Below are 17,854 nucleotides of genomic sequence, written 5' to 3' on the forward strand. Positions count from 1 at the left end.
CAACCTAAAATATGAAAAACACACTTGTTTTAACTATAATGATTGCTCTATTTTTCTCAAAAAACATAGCATCACAAACTAATGAAAAGTCAAAAATAGAGCAAGCATATACTTCATATTTTAATACTGAAAGAGAAACTATTCATTTACATATTAACAAAAACATCTTTATAAGTAACGAACCTATTTGGTTCAAAGGTTATGTCTACGATAAAAAAAATAGAGTTCCTTTTATAAACACAAAAAATGTTTACATATCGTTATTAGACTCAAACGGTAAGGAGATAACAAACAAATTATTTTTTGCCCAAAACGGTTATTTCACAGGAAGCCTAGACACCAACAATTTAATTGCAGGTGACACCTATTATATAGTTGCTTATACAAACTGGATGAATAATTTTAAAGAAGACGAAGCTTACGTCTCTATGCCTATACATATCCTCAACCAAAATTCTGATTTAAACTCAAGTGCAACTAAAGATTCTACAACCGAAAAACTTAAACATGATTTACAGTTTTTACCTGAAGGCGGTTATAGCATTATAGGCGTTACAAACACTTTTGGTTTCAAAATCACTGATTGTAACGCTAGAGGATTAGAAATAGATGGCTCAATAGTCAATTCTAAAAATGAACCGATAACCAACTTTAAAAGTAACATTTTTGGTTTAGGTAAGTTTGATTTATTACCAGAGAAAAACGAAAAATACACAGCTAAATATACAGTTAATGGTATAGACTATTCTAAGGAAATAGTAATTGATGGTGAAGAGGGGTTTGCTATTTCGGTTAATAATTATACAAATCAAGAGTTAACCTATATAACCCTAAAAACAAACGACGTAACACTTAAAAACAATACAGGACTAACTTACTACTTAGTGATAAATCAAAACAACAAAGTAGTGGTTATTGATTTAAAAGTTGACGATTTAAAAACAAGCAATGTTATTCCTGTAAACAAAAAAAATCTAGTATCAGGAATAAATACAATTACATTATTTAACGAAAAATCTGAACCATTAATTGAACGCTTAATTTTTAACTACGACGACTCATTAATTTTAAACTCAGATATTATTGTAAATACTAAAACTAATGATTCTATCCCTTTATCAATCAAAACATTTACCCATACTAAAACACCAATAGCTTCTAATTTAAGTATTGCTATTTTACCAGACGATACTCTAACACAAACCAATAACCAGAATTTAATAAGCTCTTTTTTATTAAAGCCTTATGTGAAAGGTTATATTCAAAATCCTAATTATTATTTTACTGATATTAACAGGTTAAAAACATATGAGCTAGACTTGCTTTTATTAACTCAAGGCTGGAGCAAGTATAAATGGGAAAATATAAAAACCGGAACCCCAAAAATAACTCACAATTTTGATGCTGGACTTTCAATAAAAGGTTCATTAAATCCTCCAAAATCCAGTGTGCCTTACACCATTCAAATGTTTTCAATCACTAATCAAATTAATGAATCAACAACGCTAGTCAACAACAGTTTTTCTTTTAACAACTTTTACTTAAAAGACTCTGCATCTATAAACTTTACTGTTTTAAAAGGAGACAAAGTAATTAATAATTTAAAACCTTACATTGATATTACTGACAACAATCGTAAGCTGCTAAAACAACCTACACTTCCTTTAATAAATAAATGTAAGACAACCACAACAAATAGTTTTTCTCTAGAACACGCAAACAGTCTAGGACAAGAATTAGACACTATCAACCTTACTTATGTACACAAAAAAAATAGTGATACAATCTTACAAAACCGCAAAGAATATATAGCTAATAGGTATAGTAAAGGAATTAAAGTAGACGATGAATTAAGAAGAATGTACTCATATGTAACTGATATAATTAATTCTCATGGCTTTGTCGTTGATCAACTGCAAGGTGCAGGAGTTGTAAAAATAAAAAATCGTAACCCTGTAACTTTTATGGCGAGTAATGAACCTTTACTTATCATTGACGGATCAAGCTACGATAGAAATTATGATATATTATATAACATGACACTAGAGCATGTAGACGAAATATTTATTGATCCTGACGGAAATGGATATGGTTCTAGAGGTGGTGCAGGTATTATTAGAATATATTTAAAACAGAGTTACAAGTTAGATTACACTAAAAAAGCCATTGCAAATGAATTTACTGTAAACAATGGTTTTTCTACAGAAAAAAAGTTTTATGTTCCTGAGTTTTATGCGTTATCAAAAAATGACTTTATAAACTACAGTAATATTGATTGGAAATCAAACATTGAAACTGACCAATCAGGAAATGCTAATTTTAAAATTTTTAATACTAATATTAAAAAAGCTATTTTCATGATACAAGGTTTTAGCTCAGACGGCAAGCTACTTTCTGAAATCAAAGAAATAAATTTAATTGATTAACAAAATATAAAAGCCACCTTTTTGAGGTGGCTATTTGCTTTAATCATCTTTAAATTGAAGGGCTATCAGTTTGTAGCCCAAAAACAGACTACTTCTTTTTAGCAGGAGCCTGTGGAGTCTTTTTTACTGCTTGTTTAGGCAGTGTAGACTTTCCTTTTGACTTGTCTTGTCCCATAACTTTATTGTTTTTAAAAAGAACATACTAAAGGTATGCAGAAAATAGATTCGTGATATTTTTATTGGCAAAAATTTAACTAAAAAATATTTATTAGTTTTAAGAGGATAATCTATTAAAAAATGAAAAAGAAATTCACGTATGCCTTAGGCGAAATACTAATAGTTATAGTAGGTATTTCAATAGCTTTCACCATGAATAAATGCTCTGAAAATTCAAAAAGCGAGGCATTAAAACAACAGTATTTAGAAAATATTAAAAGTGACATTGAAATTGATAAAAAAAATCTTAAATCAATATTTCAATCCATTGATAAAAAAATTGAAACTTTAAACACTGTTTTACCTTTAATAAACACTGACAATCCTGAAAAACACTCAAAATTAAGCACAATATACACTGTGTTTACCTCAACAGACTTTTTCCCTAAAGATGTTACCTACCAAACCATGATAAACTCTGGCGACTTTAAACTCATTGATGACTTCAACTTAAAAACAGCTATTGAAAACCATTATTCCAACTACAAAATAATGCTCAAGGATTACGAACGTCTAGATATAATCCACAAAGAATATTTAGGAAAATACATGATAGAGAATGTAGATTTTGACATTATGAAAAAAGGACAATTTGGATATAATAATGAAAAATTGTTTAAAAATATTTTACAAAGTGTCAATGGAGCTTTAATGATTAAAAGACGAGCTACTGAACAAGGCATTAAAAGCTGTGATAGCCTATTGAAAATTTTACCTTAAGTGAGTGAATAAAAAAAAGCCTAAACAAATGTTTAGGCTTTTTTTTATTTTTTAGTGTTTTTTATGCTCAGGATCCTTTTCATCTTTGTGGTCATCTCTCACATCTTCATCACGATATTTACAACAAGGGTGTACTGAGTTGTAGGCTTCATCAGTAGCTTTCATATCTTTTAAATCATGTCCTACTGCAACAATATTTTTTTTAATATCATCTAAGCTCGTTTTTCCTTCGTTGTAAATCAATTTTAGCTCATGTGTTTCCACATTCCAAATCGCACTTTTTACACCTTTAGTTTTTATGCATGCTTTTTCAATTCGATCTTTACACATCATACATACTCCATCAACCTCAAGAGAAGCTTTGGCATTTTTATTTTGTGCAAATGTTACTGTTGCCATTAAAAACGTAATTAATACTGCTATTTTCTTCATTTTATTTTTGTTTTAAAAGTTTTTATTTAATTCTAAATCGTAATCCTGCGTAATACATACTTCCAAAAATTGGACCATACACAAATGTGCTATCAAAGTTTGAACCAAAAGGGTCGTTTGCTCCTAAAATAGGATTGTCTTGACGCACATTGGTAATATTCTCACCTCCTAAATATACTTCAAATTTAGGAGAAAATACTTTTGTTACTTGCGCATTGAGCGTTGCTACAGTTGGAGAGTTTTCAGGTAATTGGTATTGTATAGGGTTACTAGTTGTTGACGCAAAACGTTGTTCGCCTAACCAATTAAAGGTTGCATCAAATTTCCACAACCCTCCTGCATCATTAGGATGTGTTTCATATCCAGCATTTGCAAAGAATCTGTGTTGAGGTGTTAGAGGCCTTATAGCTTTACCTGTTTGATATTTAGTCTTCACGTCATAATATTTATAAGCTAATCGCACATCAAAATGCTCAAAAGCATTATAGTTTAATTCCGTTTGAAAACTATTAGCATAACTATCTTTTTCTAAATTATAGAAACTTATTTCTTGCGGATTTTCCCAATCTACAACTACTTGGTTTTGAAAATCAGTCCTGTAAAAATCTAGGGTTACGTCAGCTTTTCTTCCAAAGAGATTAAACCCTTGCAGATAAGACACACCATAATTCCATGCAATTTCTGGGTCTAAACCATAAATTTCTCCACCATTAGCTCCAATAATATTAATGGCTCTTGAAGTTGCAAATAAGCTTTGATTTTCAGCAAAAATATTAGCAGAACGTTTACCTCTTCCAAAAGAGGCTCTAAACGCAGATTTTTCCCAAGGCGTGTATCGTACATGAAAACGTGGTGTCACAAAAAAGCCTAATTTGTTATGATTATCAACACGTAATCCAGCTGTAAGATTAAACTTATCTAAATTATCAAAATTATATTCAAAAAAGGCTCCCAATGAGTTGTCTGTACGCTCATAAAAAGTGCTTTCTACCAGTTCATCATAATGGTCATAAGTAAAACTAAGCCCTGTTTTAATTTTATGACGCGAATCGCTAATAATTGAATTATAAACAACACTTGAATAAATACTATTATGTTCAATATCGTACTGTCGCAATCCAAAATAAGAATCTTGCTGATGGTTGCTAACCGCAAATTGCACACCAACACTTTGCCATGGAATTTCAGGGTTTACGTATCCTAATTTTCCTGAAAAATCAAATCGTCTGGTATCAATTTCACTTCCCCAAGCGTTGGTAGTCAACTTATCAGTGTCTGGGTTAAAATCTAATTCACCTGTTTGTTTTTCATCGGTTAAAAACCTGAAATTAAAAAACCCAACAAACCCTTTTTCAGTGTCAGTATATTGCCATCTATTCATCACATTTATTTGATGATACTTTGGCATATCTAAAAAGTTATCATTATTTACATCATGTTCTTTTTGATGCGTGTTACCATGTAAATACAAACCTGTACTCCACTTATCACTTACTTTAGTATTAAAGTGTGTATTCAATTCCATACGTTCGCTACTTGCTCCGTAAAAATTCACAAACAGCTTATCGTCTTTTGTTGGTTTTTGAAGTTCAGCATTTATTTGTCCTGCAATACTTTCATATCCATTAACCACACTTCCCATTCCTTTAGTAATTTGAATACTCTCAACCCAAGTTCCTGGTGTAAAGGTTAATCCGTAAGCTTGCGAAGCTCCACGAACTGTTGGTATGTTTTCTGTTGCTATTAAAATATACGGACTAGTAAGACCTAACATTTTAATTTGACGCGTACCTGAAACTGCATCGGCAAAATTAACATCTATAGAAGGGTTGGTTTCAAAACTCTCAGAGAGATTACAGCAAGCAGCTTTTAACAACTCATCGCTACTTACAGTAAATGTATTGGTAGCTTGCAAATATGATTTTGAAGTTGCTTGCTTTCTTGAGGTTACTGTTATTTCGTTCAACTCACTTGTTGGTTTTAACCAATGTGTTATAGCCTTAGCTGAACTAACGGTTATAGTATCGGTTTTATAGCCTACATAACTTACAACCAGCTTTGTGTATTCACTTTTATAAGGTATCGAAAATTTCCCATCGATATCAGTAACAGCTCCTACAGTTGTATCTAACCAATATACATTGGCTCCAACAACTGGTATTGGTTCGTTTTCTTTATTCTCTTCTAGAATAGTTCCGTTAAGGGTATCTTGAGAAAGCCCAATAAGCGGAAACAAGAGGATTATATATAATAGTTTTTTCATTTTTAAAATTTTATTTAACTGTAGATTTGAACAAGCATAATCACTGCCATAACAATCATTATACTGTTTTCAATAAAGGTTGCTTTGGTCATAGGTAATTTTAATGCTGTACCCAAACATGCACATTGTATTGCTTTTTTATCCAGCAATGTTTTGGTTACTCCTATGGTAGTAATTCCTAAAATAATTAAGGTAATCACTAATGCCAACGGAATTTGAATACGCATTAAAAACATGATACCCAAAACTGTTTCTATAAAAGGATACACCCAACCATAAGCAGGAATTGCTTTAGCTAATGGGTCGTACATTTTAAAACTTTCAGGAAATCCTTTTAAATCTAATAGTTTGAAAAAACTAAAAACGATATAGAATAAGCCCATGAAATCAAGCATAAAATCGCTCCAATTCCACGACTTGAAATTGATTAATACTGATGCAGCAATGATGTATCCAAATATTAAAAACAACGGAAACAATTGCTGTAAATCAGATTTTTGTTCTTCTTGCTGTACTGTTGAAGCAAACACATTTCGTTCTTGCTTTTCAGACAGCTTATATTTTTCTGGTAGTGCATTTTGTAATACACTTGTAGCGATATGCTGAGACATGGTTACTGCAACTTCACCTAATTCTAAATTTACTTTAGCATCATCAACATAATGTAAATCTTGTAAGACATTTTCAACTTTTGCCTTACAACCGTTACAGGTCATTCCTGTAACGCTGTATGTATGTGTCATTATTTTTGATTTTTTGATTGAACAATAAAAGTTTACTATCCGTTTTCACGGAAATTGTCCAAAAAAATCAAATTAGGAAGACTTGATCGCGCACTTGTATGTCGGCAACCAAGTTTGGTGGAGAATAATATTTATGAGGGATAACCTGTTGTGGCAATCCTTCAAAAAGATTAATGTATGAATACGCAAATGTTGATAAAAACAGTTGCTGATCAAAATCTAAATCTTCAAACTTTTTAATGGTTAAATGATCTTGACCTTTAACTAAATCGACTGTATCTTTACAACAATGTACTTGTGTTTTTTCAGCCATTTCTATTTCAAAGGCTTCCATAGCGCATTTTTGAACTTCAGAAAATACAGAAACATCTACCAACACATCACCACAAAAATGTTTCTCTACAGTAAAAGAGACTGTAGAAAAGAACACTAAAAGTGCTAATGCAACTGAAAAAGTTTTATGTAAAACATTTTGTATCACAATACAAATTTATAAAAATTAATGAAGTTGTATTGCATTTTAAAAAAGCATTAACATTTCTACCTATTAAGTTTATAGTAATAAAATGCTGGTATTAAGAGCAAAAGAATGACTGGTTGAATTAAAAATCGTCTAAAATTAAAAAACAGATAATAATCTTCTTGTCTAGGGTTAATGACAAAATACAAGAAAATTAAAATCAAAATTAAGTATGCTACAGTATAAACTATAACCGAAAACTTAACGATAGACTTATCTTTAAAAAAGAGATATATAATAGCTAAAGACACGACTCCATTTAGCACATACCTTAAGGTTGTAAAAAGCGTTAACTTTAATATTTCTCGTCTTGGGTAATCCATATACAAATAGTCGTTTTTAAAAAACAACAAGTATGGATCATAAAACAACTCATTTTCGAACACTCTTATCAATACAAGAAGCCCAAACAAAGCCATGAGCAAAACAATTTTAAAAATGTTATTCATGCTTTTTGTTTATTGATGAAAACCTATTAACCCAAAACATCCAAAGGATGAATACCATTCCGTAAATAATCAAAGGAAAAATAGCAGTGTGCAAAATTTCTCTTCGCCATGGATAATTATACAAGCCAATTGATAAAATTGCAATTCGAATAATATTAACAGCATAAATAAGAACACCTCCTGCTAAAGTGTAAAAAAATGTTGGTTTTAATCTTCCTGCAAAAGCTACCATAAAAGCCACAAACAATATAATCACACTTACCGAATTACAACCCTCTACTACTCTAGCAACGTACTTACCATTAAGTATAAGTTTAAGCGAAGGTTCATTTTCATGCGCTAAATAGTGTACATCATAACCCATAGCTCCAACAAGTTCACTACTTTGTTTAGCTACTAAATTGGTTATAAAATCAGGATAGTATTTTGAACCACTAGACCTATCTAAATACAATTTATAGCATAAAGACAAGACCAAGTACACTATTAAAAACGTGAGAATGAACTTTATGACAGACTTGTATTTTTTTAGTAAGTTTTTCAAAAGTAAACGACTGATATATTCTGTTAAATTTATATAAATTCAGTTTTTGAATTTACACCTTTTAAATACTTTTGCAAAAACTTTTTGAACAAATGACGTTTGAACAATTACAACTTAAAGTAAGCGAAATTACTTCTAATTCGAGTACAACTGTAGATGAAAAACTTTATGCAATTTGCGAATTGCTAGAAGCTAACATCACATATTACAACTGGGTAGGATTCTATTTTAAAAATGGAGATAAAAACGAATTAAAATTAGGTCCTTATGTAGGCGAACCTACTGACCATACTATTATTCCTTTTGGAAAAGGTATTTGCGGACAAGTTGCTGTGAGCAACCAAAATTTTGTTGTACCAGACGTATCTGCTCAAGATAATTACATTGCTTGCAGTATTACTGTTAAAGCAGAAATTGTAATCCCAATTTTTGTTAATGGTGAAAATATTGGTCAAATAGATATCGACTCTAATACTCCAGATCCTTTTACTGAAGCGGACGAGCGCTTTTTAGAATTTGTTTGTAAACAGGTTGCTGAGATTCTATGATTAGATTATTTTTTTCTTCGGAAGAAAAGTCTAAATAACAAATAGAGCACAAAGACATAAGCCAAAATTGAAAGCCACAAATTTAGGTTTGTTAAATCCCAAGCCCAACCAACAGTTTTATTTACACCCCAAGTAAATCCAGAATCTGAAAAGAAAAAAATATAAATGCAAACCAATAGAACTATTGACAAAAGTGTTTTAAAAATGCTTTTCAGACTCATTTTTCTGTTACATCCCTGTTCTAATCGCTTCCACAGGATCAAGTTTTGAAGCTGAAATTGCTGGTACAATACCAGAAATCAATCCTATTGCAGTTGACAACGCAAATCCTAACATCATGTTTCCTGCTGAAAGCACAAATTCAAAATCGCCTGTAAAGTTTGACAGCACTGTTGTTGTTATCCATACTAATATCAATCCTACAATTCCACCAATAAAGGCTAATACTATAGCTTCAAATAAAAACTGGAATAAGATAAACCTGTTTTTGGCACCCAATGATTTTTGAATTCCAATAAGGTTGGTGCGTTCCTTAACACTCACAAACATAATATTAGCAATACCAAAACCACCTACTAATAATGAAAACGCACTAATGGTCCAACCTACACCATTCATAAACCCAATAATACTATCTACAGCATCTGTTAAACCTGACAATTTATTGATAAAGAAATTATCTGGCTCATCAGCTTTCAAACCTCTGTAAACCCTATATTTTTGTTTTAAAACCGATTCAAAGGCATCAAAATCGACATCTTTTTTAGGCTTAATTACAACAGCTCCTGGTAAACCATTTGCTCCTCCATTATTAAAACGTCTTACAAAATTTGCAGGCACATAGGCACGTTCATCTGGAGAATCACCTCCAATTCCTCCTCCCACTTTCTTTAAAACGCCAATAACTTTGAGTTTTCGTCCATAAGCCCTAATCGTTTTACCTATAGGGTTATCATTATCAAATAAATTTGTAGCAGTTGAGCTTCCTAACACAATAACAGGAGCTCCAGAATTTGATTCAGATTCGTTATAAAAACGACCTGATTCAATTTTTAAATTTTCAATATCATAAATACCGTTAGAGACAGGTGTGACGTTAACTCCTGAAACTGTTTTTCCTTCGTACCTTAAATTTTCTGAGCCTCCAAAAATCACATAGGCAATAGCCTCAATATCATCTACACTTCCTTCTATAAACTCATAATCATCATGTTCTACCTGAGGGAAATTATCCCGTTGCCATCTTGGGACACTTGTAGGTCCAAACGAATATTTAGTAAGATACATGGTGTTTTTATCCAATCCGCTCAACTGCTCTTTGATATTCCTATCAAGCGAATCAACAGCTGCAAGTACAGCTATAATAGAAAAAATACCAATTGTTACTCCTAATAGCGATAAAAAAGTACGTAGTTTATTGTTTCGTAATGCGTTAATAGCAAACGTAAAACTCTCCTTAAATAATCGTAAATAAACAAGCATGAATTGGTCGAAATTTTATCAAAGTTAAAGATAGGACGTTTTTAACAATCTATTGTTACAAAAAACTTAAATAATCTGCGTTATCAAGCCTTAAAATCTCTTTAAGAATATGTACTTTTGCACTCGCAAACAACACTTTTTAATACTTGGTATTGAAAAAACATTAAAATTGTTATTTCCATAAAAATGGAAATCAAAAAAACACACAACTATACAATGAATAACAACAAAACCATTAAATCTGCTTTAATCTCTGTTTTTAGCAAAGAAGGATTAGAACCAATCGTTAAAGAACTTAACGCACAAAATGTAACCATTTACTCAACAGGAGGTACCGAAAAGTTTATAAAAGACTTAGGAATTAATGTTGTACCTGTTGAAGATGTAACCTCTTATCCTTCAATTTTAGGAGGTCGTGTTAAAACATTACACCCAAAAGTATTTGGAGGTATTCTTAACAGACAAAATAATGAAAGTGATGTTGCCGAATTAAAAGATTTTGACATCCCTCAAATAGATGTGGTTATTGTTGACCTTTACCCTTTTGAAAAAACTGTAGCTTCAGGTGCTGCACATCAAGATATTATTGAAAAAATTGACATTGGAGGTATTTCATTAATTAGAGCTGCAGCCAAAAACTATGCTGATGTAGTTTGTGTGTCTTCGGTAGAAGATTACAGTGAATTTTTAGAACTTTTAAAAGCTAAAAGTGGTGAAACATCTGAAGAAGACAGAAAACGTTTTGCTGCAAAAGCCTTTAATGTATCGTCACATTACGACTCGGCTATTTTTAATTATTTCAATAGCAACCATGATCTTGCAGCTTTAAAAGTAAGCGAAACCAAAGGACAAGTGTTACGTTATGGCGAAAACCCTCACCAAAAAGGATTTTTCTTTGGAGATTTTGAAGCAATGTTCACCAAATTACACGGTAAAGAACTAAGTTACAACAACCTTTTAGATGTTGATGCTGCTGTTACTTTAATGAACGAGTTTAAAGGAGAAGCACCTACTTTTGCTATACTAAAACACAATAATGCTTGTGGTTTAGCACAAAGAGAAACATTGCACAAAGCTTACGTTGATGCTTTAGCAGGAGATCCTGTTTCAGCTTTTGGTGGTATTTTAATTGCAAACTCTGAAATTGACAAAGCTACAGCCGAAGAAATTCACAGCTTATTTTGTGAGGTTGTTATTGCACCATCATTTTCTGCAGAAGCATTAGAAATTTTAAAAGGAAAAAAGAATAGAATTCTTTTAATTTTAAATGATATTGAACTGCCAAAAACTACTGTAAGAAGTTGTTTAAATGGTGTTTTGGTTCAAGAGAGAGATAACGTTACTGATGCTGTTTCGCATTTATCTGAAGCCACAAACAATAAACCAACTCAAAACGAGTTAGAAGATTTAATATTTGCCTCAAAAATTTGTAAGCATACCAAATCTAACACAATCGTTTTAGCAAAAAACAAACAATTATGTGCAAGTGGAACAGGACAAACTAGTCGTGTTGACGCTTTAAACCAAGCTATACATAAAGCACAATCTTTCAATTTTGATTTGCAAGGTGCTGTAATGGCTAGTGATGCATTTTTTCCGTTTCCAGATTGTGTAGAAATTGCTGATAAAGCTGGAATTACTGCTGTAATACAACCTGGAGGCTCTATAAAAGATCAACTAAGTGTTGACTATTGTAATGAAAACAATGTTGCTATGGTATTTACAGGAACACGTCATTTTAAACATTAACATTTTTTCTAAAAAAATTGAAATCTGTTAATTCATTTTAAACGTATCTTGTTATACTGTAATTAATGTATATTTTATTACATTTACAACAACGTCTAAAAGACTAAATAATATCAACCCACATAACTAACAACAGCGTATGGGATTTTTTGATTTCTTAACAGAAGAAATAGCCATAGATTTAGGAACAGCAAATACACTTATTATCCATAATGACAAAGTAGTTGTGGATAGTCCATCAATAGTAGCAAGAGATAGAATTTCTGGAAAAATAATTGCAGTTGGTAAAGAAGCCAACATGATGCAAGGAAAAACTCACGAAAACATTAAAACCATTAGACCATTGAAAGATGGTGTAATTGCCGATTTTGATGCTTCTGAGCAAATGATAAGCATGTTCATTAAGAACATTCCTGCATTAAAAAAGAAATTATTTTCTCCTGCTTTGCGTATGGTTGTTTGTATTCCTTCTGGTATTACTGAAGTGGAAATGCGAGCTGTAAAAGAATCTTGTGAACGTGTAAATGGTAAAGAAGTTTACTTAATACACGAGCCAATGGCTGCTGCAATAGGTATTGGTATTGATATTATGCAACCTAAAGGAAACATGATTGTGGATATAGGTGGAGGAACAACAGAAATTGCTGTTATTGCTCTTGGTGGAATTGTTTGCGACAAATCAGTTAAAGTTGCTGGTGATGTATTTACAAATGATATTATTTACTACATGCGTACTCAACACAACCTTTATGTTGGAGAGCGTACTGCTGAAAAGATAAAAATTCAAATTGGTGCAGCAACTGAAGATTTAGAATTACCTCCAGAAGACATGAGTGTTCAAGGTAGAGACCTCTTAACAGGTAAACCTAAGCAAGTGAATATTTCGTATCGCGAAATTGCTAAAGCTTTAGATAAATCTATTTTAAGAATTGAAGACTCTGTAATGGAAACCTTATCTCAAACGCCTCCTGAGCTTGCTGCAGATATTTACAATACAGGAATTTATTTAGCAGGTGGTGGTTCAATGCTTAGAGGTTTAGATAAGCGTTTATCTCAAAAAACCGACTTACCTGTTTATATTGCTGAAGATCCATTAAGAGCTGTAGTAAGAGGAACAGGAATTACACTCAAAAACCTTTCTAAATTTAAAAGTGTATTGATAAAATAAGTAATTAATAATGCAACAAATCATCAACTTTGTTATTAGAAACAAAACATTTCTTTTGTTTTTGTTGTTGTTTGGTGTATCGTTGGCTTTAACAATTCAATCACACTCTTACCATAAAAGTAAGTTTATAAATTCTGCTAATTTTTTCACTGGTGGAGTTTACAAACAAGTAAACAACATTGGTCAGTATTTTGATTTAAAAAGCGAGAACCAAAAACTTCTTGAAGAAAACAACAGACTAAAGTCTATCTTATTCAATAGAGAAACTGATACTTTAAAATCGTTTTATGATGACAGTACAATGTACAGCAAACGCTTTAAACTTACTCCCGCAGTTGTTTATAAAAATAGTTATTCAGCAACCAACAACTACCTAACTATAAACAAAGGAAAAAAAGATGGTATCCAACAAGATTTTGGAGTTATCACTTCCAAAGGTATTATTGGTATTATTGACAACACATCTAATAGTTACGCCAGAGTACAATCTATTTTAAACACAAATAGTAGAATAAATGCTCAACTTAAAAAAACGAGCCATATTGGGTCTTTAAGATGGGATACAAATTCGCCTGAATTAGCACAATTGAAAGACGTTTCAAAATTTGCACCTGTTGCCGAAGGCGACACTATTGTTACTGGTGGGCAATCAACTATTTTCCCTAAAGGAATTCCCATTGGAACTGTTAATGATTTTGTTTTAGACATTGGTGGAGACACATATACCATTAATGTAAAACTATTTAACGACATGACTAACGTTGGGCATGTTTACATTATTGAACATCTTGATAGAGAAGAAATAGAGACACTTCAAAACCCAGTAAATGAATAACTCTGCAGTAAATACTACATTACTTTTTATTACTGTATTACTAGTACAGGTTTTGGTATGTAATCACATCAATTTTTTAGGCTATATAAATCCGTATGTTTACATACTTTTTATTATGCTTTTTCCGATAAGAACCAATAGAACCGTTATTATTATTCTTGGTTTTTTATTAGGTTTATGTGTAGATTTTTTCTCTGACTCTGGTGGTGTTCATGCTGCTGCAGCAGTTACTATTGCTTACATTAGACCTGTATTGCTTAAGTTTTCCTTCGGAATGATTTACGAACACCAAAGCATTAAATTTAGCAATACTGAGTTAGGAAACCGATTGATATATATTTCACTCTTTACTGTTATTCATCATTTCGTGCTATTTTCACTTGAAGTTTTTAACATTTCTAAAATAATTTTAATACTTCAAAAGACGTTATTCTCTAGTATTTTTACTATAATACTATGTTTTATGTCAACAATTCTATTTAGCAAAAAACGTCGATGAGAAAACTTTTACTTCTTTCAACAGTTGTTATTGTTGGACTTATTTTTATTGCAAGATTATTTTATTTACAGGTTTACAACCAAAGTACTTATAATCTTTATGAAGATAATGCCATTAGAAAAGTATATGATTACCCAAAACGTGGTTATGTTTACGATAGAAACGGTAAACTCTTAGTTGCCAATCAACCCTCTTATGATGTAATGATTATTCCTAGAGAAGTTGAGCCTTTAGACACTTTGGAATTTTGTAATCTTTTAAAAATCACAAAAGAAGACTTCAAAAAAAAGTATGATAAAGCTTACCACTATTCTCCTAGATTACCTTCGCCTTTTGTAGCACAATTATCTAAAGAAGATTATGCCTTGTTACAGGAAAAAATGAGAAAATTTGAAGGCTTTTACATTCAAAAACGTTCATTAAGAGATTACCAAACCAATATTGGAGCTAATGTTTTAGGAGACATTGGAGAAGTAAACAATGCCATTATACAAAGGCAACCATATTATAAAATGGGAGACTTAATTGGCAAACAAGGTATAGAGATTTCTTACGAAGAAACTTTACGAGGCGTTAAAGGCATTAAATTTATTCAAAAAGACCGTTTTAATAGAGATATAGGACCTTATAAAGAAGGTATTTATGACACTTTGCCTGAACCAGGAAAAGATATTACTATTACAATTGATGCAGAATTACAAGCCTATGGCGAGCTTTTAATGCAACACAAAAGAGGTGGTATTATTGCCATTGAACCTAGCTCAGGAGAAATACTAACTATGATTTCATCACCTACCTACAACCCTAATTTGTTAGTAGGTAGAAACCGCTCTAAAAATTTCACTAAACTTTATAACGATTCGCTTTCACAACCACTTTACGATAGAGGCTTACAAGCTATGTATCCTCCAGGTTCTCCATTCAAAGTAATTAATGCTTTAATAGGTTTACAAGAAAATGTAGTTACAACCAACGATAAGTTTACGTGTGCGCATGGTTATAGATATGGAAACCGAAAAATGGGTTGCCATGGTCATAAAAGTCCTGCTGACATGAACTTGGGAATTTACGAGTCTTGTAATGCCTATTTTGCCAATGTATATCGTCGTATTATGGACAAGTATGATACTCCTGCTGAAGGAATGGACATTTGGAGTAATCATGTTAAGAGTTTTGGGCTAGGGAATTATTTGGGTTATGACCTAAGGGTTGGACAACCAGGAAAAATCCCAAATGCTGAAACCTATAATAGAGCCTACGGAAAAAACAGATGGTATACCACATTTACACTTTCAAATGCTATTGGGCAAGGTGAAGTGCTTGCTACTCCAATTCAGTTAGCTAACATGGCTGCTGCTATTGGAAACAGAGGTTATTATTACACACCTCATATTATTAAAAAAATTGAAAACGACACCATAGACAGCAAGTATACAACTCCTAACTACACCACTATCGACAAACAAAATTTTGAGCCTGTTATTCAAGGTATGTATGATGTTTACAATAAAGGAACAGCAAAATACCTACAAGTTCCTGGTATTGAAATTTGTGGAAAAACAGGAACTGCTGAAAACTTCACAAGAATAGATGGCGTAAAAACTCAACTTACTGACCACTCTATTTTTGTCGCTTTTGCTCCCAAAGACGACCCTAAAATAGCCATTGCTGTTTTTGTTGAAAATGGGTATTGGGGAAGTCGTTTTGCTGGTAGAATTGCTAGTTTAATGATTGAAAAATACATTAAAGGAGAAATCACCAGAACAGATATGGAAAACTGGATACTTCAACACACTTTAGAGCATGAATATGAAAAACCTCATTCTGGAAAACCATTTAAAATTAATGGCGAATCAAGAATTATGACGGTTAATGAGTATGAGTTGGAGAAACAAAAAAAAATTAATATCAATACGCAAACTGTTAACTAACCAAGATAAATGCAGAGAGAACACAGAGGCTTTAAATTTGATTGGATAACAATAGCATTGTTTTTAATTCTTGTTGGGTTTGGGTGGCTTAACATCGTTTCGGCATCACACACAGGAGAAATCACTAGTTATTTTGACATGAGTCAACCTTATGGCAAACAGCTTATGTTTATCATGCTTACTCTTGCGCTAATAGTCATCATTCTTTCTATAGAAGCAAAATTCTATGAACGGTTTGCTAGCATCATCTATTTCATTTCATTACTCTCCCTAATTGGTTTATTCATTTTTGGAAAAAACGTTAATGGTGCTACCTCATGGTACGCCATTGGAGGAATGACATTACAACCAAGTGAGTTTGCAAAATTTGCAACATCACTAGCAGTAGCTAAATACATTAGCGATTTGCAAACCAACATGAAAACCCTTCAAGACCAATTAAAAACTGTAGCTATAATAGTTGTCCCTGCAATTCTTATTTTATTACAAAATGATGCAGGAAGCACCATAGTGTATGCTTCTTTTTTCTTTGTATTTTATAGAGAAGGCTTACAACAAATTTACTTACTTATTGCTGTTGCAATACTATTATTATCTGTACTATCCTTAAAGTTTGGTGTCTTGTTTACAGCTATTCTCTCAGCTATTTTAATATTTACCATTTACTTTTTAAAACGAAAAAAGCGTGCTTCTTTTTTGCAACCTATTGTTGTTTTGGTCTTATGCATTGGATTCGCTTTTGGAGTTCGTACGTTTTATGATAGCATCTTAAAACCTCACCAAAAAGACCGTATTAGCCTTTGGTTACGCTTAGAAAAAGATCCTGAAAAGCTACAACAGATGAAGCAAACCATCTTGTACAACCTCAACGAATCTGAAAAAGCAATTAGCTCTGGTGGTATAACAGGAAAAGGATATTTACAAGGGACTAGAACTACAGGAAAGTTTGTACCAGAACAGCATACAGACTATATTTTTAGCACAGTTGGAGAGGAATGGGGTTTTGCTGGTAGTGCATTGGTTGTTGTTTTATTTGTAGCATTAATTATTAGAGTTCTGTACTTAGCCGAATCTCAAAAGAACCAATTTAGCCGAGTGTATGGCTATTGTGTTGCATCCATCCTTTTTGTGCATTTTACAATTAATACAGGAATGGTAATGGGCTTAATACCAACAGTTGGTATTCCTCTACCCTTTTTTAGTTACGGAGGCTCAGGGCTTTGGGGCTTTACCATACTACTATTTATTTTTGTAAAGCTAGACAGTAACAAGATTAATGAGTGGTAAATAAGTCAAAAAACCTCTTTAAAAAAACAAAAAAGGAACTGA

At 32.0% G+C, this 17,854-nt stretch carries 16 protein-coding genes; 9 read left to right on the forward strand and 7 right to left on the reverse strand.

Annotated elements, in window-relative coordinates:
- Nucleotides 1-11 precede the first annotated feature (11 nt).
- Both OD803_RS01185 and OD803_RS01190 read left to right on the forward strand, forming a co-directional pair.
- Nucleotides 12-2,426, forward strand: a complete 2,415-nt coding sequence (locus OD803_RS01185; protein WP_262732061.1) for a hypothetical protein — start codon at nt 12-14, stop codon at nt 2,424-2,426.
- A 297-nt stretch (nt 2,427-2,723) separates the two neighbouring features.
- The gene (locus OD803_RS01190) at nt 2,724-3,362 is read left to right on the forward strand and encodes a DUF6090 family protein (RefSeq protein ID WP_129759198.1); all 639 of its coding nucleotides are present in this window, start codon (nt 2,724-2,726) and stop codon (nt 3,360-3,362) included.
- Nucleotides 3,363-3,413: 51 nt separating this feature from the next.
- On the opposite strand, the gene OD803_RS01195 is transcribed toward OD803_RS01190, so the two are convergent.
- The 6 genes from OD803_RS01195 to xrtF form a co-directional block, all read right to left on the reverse strand.
- Complete coding sequence (locus tag OD803_RS01195; RefSeq protein WP_262732062.1) at nt 3,414-3,794, reverse strand: heavy-metal-associated domain-containing protein; 381 nt, start codon at nt 3,792-3,794, stop codon at nt 3,414-3,416.
- A 22-nt stretch (nt 3,795-3,816) separates the two neighbouring features.
- The gene (locus OD803_RS01200; protein WP_262732063.1) at nt 3,817-6,057 is read right to left on the reverse strand and encodes a TonB-dependent receptor; all 2,241 of its coding nucleotides are present in this window, start codon (nt 6,055-6,057) and stop codon (nt 3,817-3,819) included.
- 14 nt (nt 6,058-6,071) lie between these two features.
- Nucleotides 6,072-6,800 (reverse strand): heavy-metal-associated domain-containing protein, encoded by a 729-nt coding sequence (locus OD803_RS01205; RefSeq protein ID WP_262732064.1) that lies wholly within the window; start codon nt 6,798-6,800, stop codon nt 6,072-6,074.
- A gap of 67 nt (nt 6,801-6,867) precedes the next feature.
- Nucleotides 6,868-7,281 carry an HYC_CC_PP family protein gene (locus OD803_RS01210; protein WP_262732065.1) on the reverse strand — a complete coding sequence of 138 codons (414 nt, stop codon included), beginning with the start codon at nt 7,279-7,281 and terminating at the stop codon, nt 6,868-6,870.
- 59 nt (nt 7,282-7,340) lie between these two features.
- Nucleotides 7,341-7,769, reverse strand: a complete 429-nt coding sequence (locus OD803_RS01215) for an exosortase F system-associated membrane protein (RefSeq protein ID WP_129759203.1) — start codon at nt 7,767-7,769, stop codon at nt 7,341-7,343.
- A complete protein-coding gene (xrtF, locus tag OD803_RS01220) occupies nt 7,762-8,313 on the reverse strand; it encodes an exosortase family protein XrtF (protein ID WP_134198689.1) in 552 nt (183 codons plus the stop codon). Before xrtF ends, OD803_RS01215 begins: the two co-directional genes overlap by 8 nt.
- A 92-nt stretch (nt 8,314-8,405) precedes the next feature.
- Between xrtF and OD803_RS01225 the strand changes: the two genes are divergently transcribed.
- Nucleotides 8,406-8,861: a GAF domain-containing protein gene (locus OD803_RS01225; RefSeq protein ID WP_262732066.1), complete on the forward strand. Its 456-nt coding sequence runs from the start codon at nt 8,406-8,408 to the stop codon at nt 8,859-8,861.
- Nucleotides 8,862-9,089: 228 nt separating this feature from the next.
- Here the strand turns inward: OD803_RS01225 and OD803_RS01230 are convergent, their stop codons facing one another.
- Nucleotides 9,090-10,343, reverse strand: coding sequence for an ABC transporter permease (locus tag OD803_RS01230; protein ID WP_262732067.1), 1,254 nt, complete (start codon nt 10,341-10,343; stop codon nt 9,090-9,092).
- A gap of 216 nt (nt 10,344-10,559) precedes the next feature.
- Between OD803_RS01230 and purH the strand changes: the two genes are divergently transcribed.
- The 6 genes from purH (at nt 10,560) to rodA (ending at nt 17,812) form a co-directional block, all read left to right on the forward strand.
- Complete coding sequence (purH, locus tag OD803_RS01235) at nt 10,560-12,092, forward strand: bifunctional phosphoribosylaminoimidazolecarboxamide formyltransferase/IMP cyclohydrolase (protein WP_262732068.1); 1,533 nt, start codon at nt 10,560-10,562, stop codon at nt 12,090-12,092.
- 139 nt (nt 12,093-12,231) lie between these two features.
- Entirely contained in the window at nt 12,232-13,260 is a 1,029-nt protein-coding gene (locus OD803_RS01240; RefSeq protein WP_129759209.1) for a rod shape-determining protein, read from the forward strand.
- 10 nt (nt 13,261-13,270) lie between these two features.
- Entirely contained in the window at nt 13,271-14,095 is an 825-nt protein-coding gene (mreC, locus tag OD803_RS01245) for a rod shape-determining protein MreC (protein WP_262732069.1), read from the forward strand.
- Entirely contained in the window at nt 14,088-14,594 is a 507-nt protein-coding gene (gene mreD, locus OD803_RS01250) for a rod shape-determining protein MreD (RefSeq protein ID WP_129759211.1), read from the forward strand. The genes mreC and mreD overlap by 8 nt, the downstream gene beginning before the upstream one ends.
- Nucleotides 14,591-16,525 carry a penicillin-binding protein 2 gene (mrdA, locus tag OD803_RS01255; protein ID WP_262732070.1) on the forward strand — a complete coding sequence of 645 codons (1,935 nt, stop codon included), beginning with the start codon at nt 14,591-14,593 and terminating at the stop codon, nt 16,523-16,525. The genes mreD and mrdA overlap by 4 nt, the downstream gene beginning before the upstream one ends.
- Before the next feature lie 9 nt (nt 16,526-16,534).
- Nucleotides 16,535-17,812: a rod shape-determining protein RodA gene (gene rodA, locus OD803_RS01260; protein WP_262732071.1), complete on the forward strand. Its 1,278-nt coding sequence runs from the start codon at nt 16,535-16,537 to the stop codon at nt 17,810-17,812.
- Nucleotides 17,813-17,854 lie beyond the last annotated feature (42 nt).

The organism is Gaetbulibacter sp. NE, from assembly GCF_025548475.1.
Taxonomy (GTDB): domain Bacteria; phylum Bacteroidota; class Bacteroidia; order Flavobacteriales; family Flavobacteriaceae; genus Gaetbulibacter_B; species Gaetbulibacter_B jejuensis.

Excerpts from the sequence above, each read along its gene's own strand:
- OD803_RS01190 (WP_129759198.1), top strand. The coding sequence starts at position 2,724 with ATGAAAAAGAAATTCACGTATGCCTTAGGCGAAATACTAATAGTTATA.
- OD803_RS01230 (WP_262732067.1), bottom strand. The coding sequence starts at position 10,343 with ATGCTTGTTTATTTACGATTATTTAAGGAGAGTTTTACGTTTGCTATT.
- OD803_RS01240 (WP_129759209.1), top strand. The coding sequence starts at position 12,232 with ATGGGATTTTTTGATTTCTTAACAGAAGAAATAGCCATAGATTTAGGA.
- OD803_RS01205 (WP_262732064.1), bottom strand. The coding sequence starts at position 6,800 with ATGACACATACATACAGCGTTACAGGAATGACCTGTAACGGTTGTAAG.
- mreC (WP_262732069.1), top strand. The coding sequence starts at position 13,271 with ATGCAACAAATCATCAACTTTGTTATTAGAAACAAAACATTTCTTTTG.
- OD803_RS01215 (WP_129759203.1), bottom strand. The coding sequence starts at position 7,769 with ATGAATAACATTTTTAAAATTGTTTTGCTCATGGCTTTGTTTGGGCTT.
- purH (WP_262732068.1), top strand. The coding sequence starts at position 10,560 with ATGAATAACAACAAAACCATTAAATCTGCTTTAATCTCTGTTTTTAGC.
- OD803_RS01195 (WP_262732062.1), bottom strand. The coding sequence starts at position 3,794 with ATGAAGAAAATAGCAGTATTAATTACGTTTTTAATGGCAACAGTAACA.
- OD803_RS01185 (WP_262732061.1), top strand. The coding sequence starts at position 12 with ATGAAAAACACACTTGTTTTAACTATAATGATTGCTCTATTTTTCTCA.
- OD803_RS01225 (WP_262732066.1), top strand. The coding sequence starts at position 8,406 with ATGACGTTTGAACAATTACAACTTAAAGTAAGCGAAATTACTTCTAAT.
- rodA (WP_262732071.1), top strand. The coding sequence starts at position 16,535 with ATGCAGAGAGAACACAGAGGCTTTAAATTTGATTGGATAACAATAGCA.
- mreD (WP_129759211.1), top strand. The coding sequence starts at position 14,088 with ATGAATAACTCTGCAGTAAATACTACATTACTTTTTATTACTGTATTA.
- OD803_RS01200 (WP_262732063.1), bottom strand. The coding sequence starts at position 6,057 with ATGAAAAAACTATTATATATAATCCTCTTGTTTCCGCTTATTGGGCTT.
- mrdA (WP_262732070.1), top strand. The coding sequence starts at position 14,591 with ATGAGAAAACTTTTACTTCTTTCAACAGTTGTTATTGTTGGACTTATT.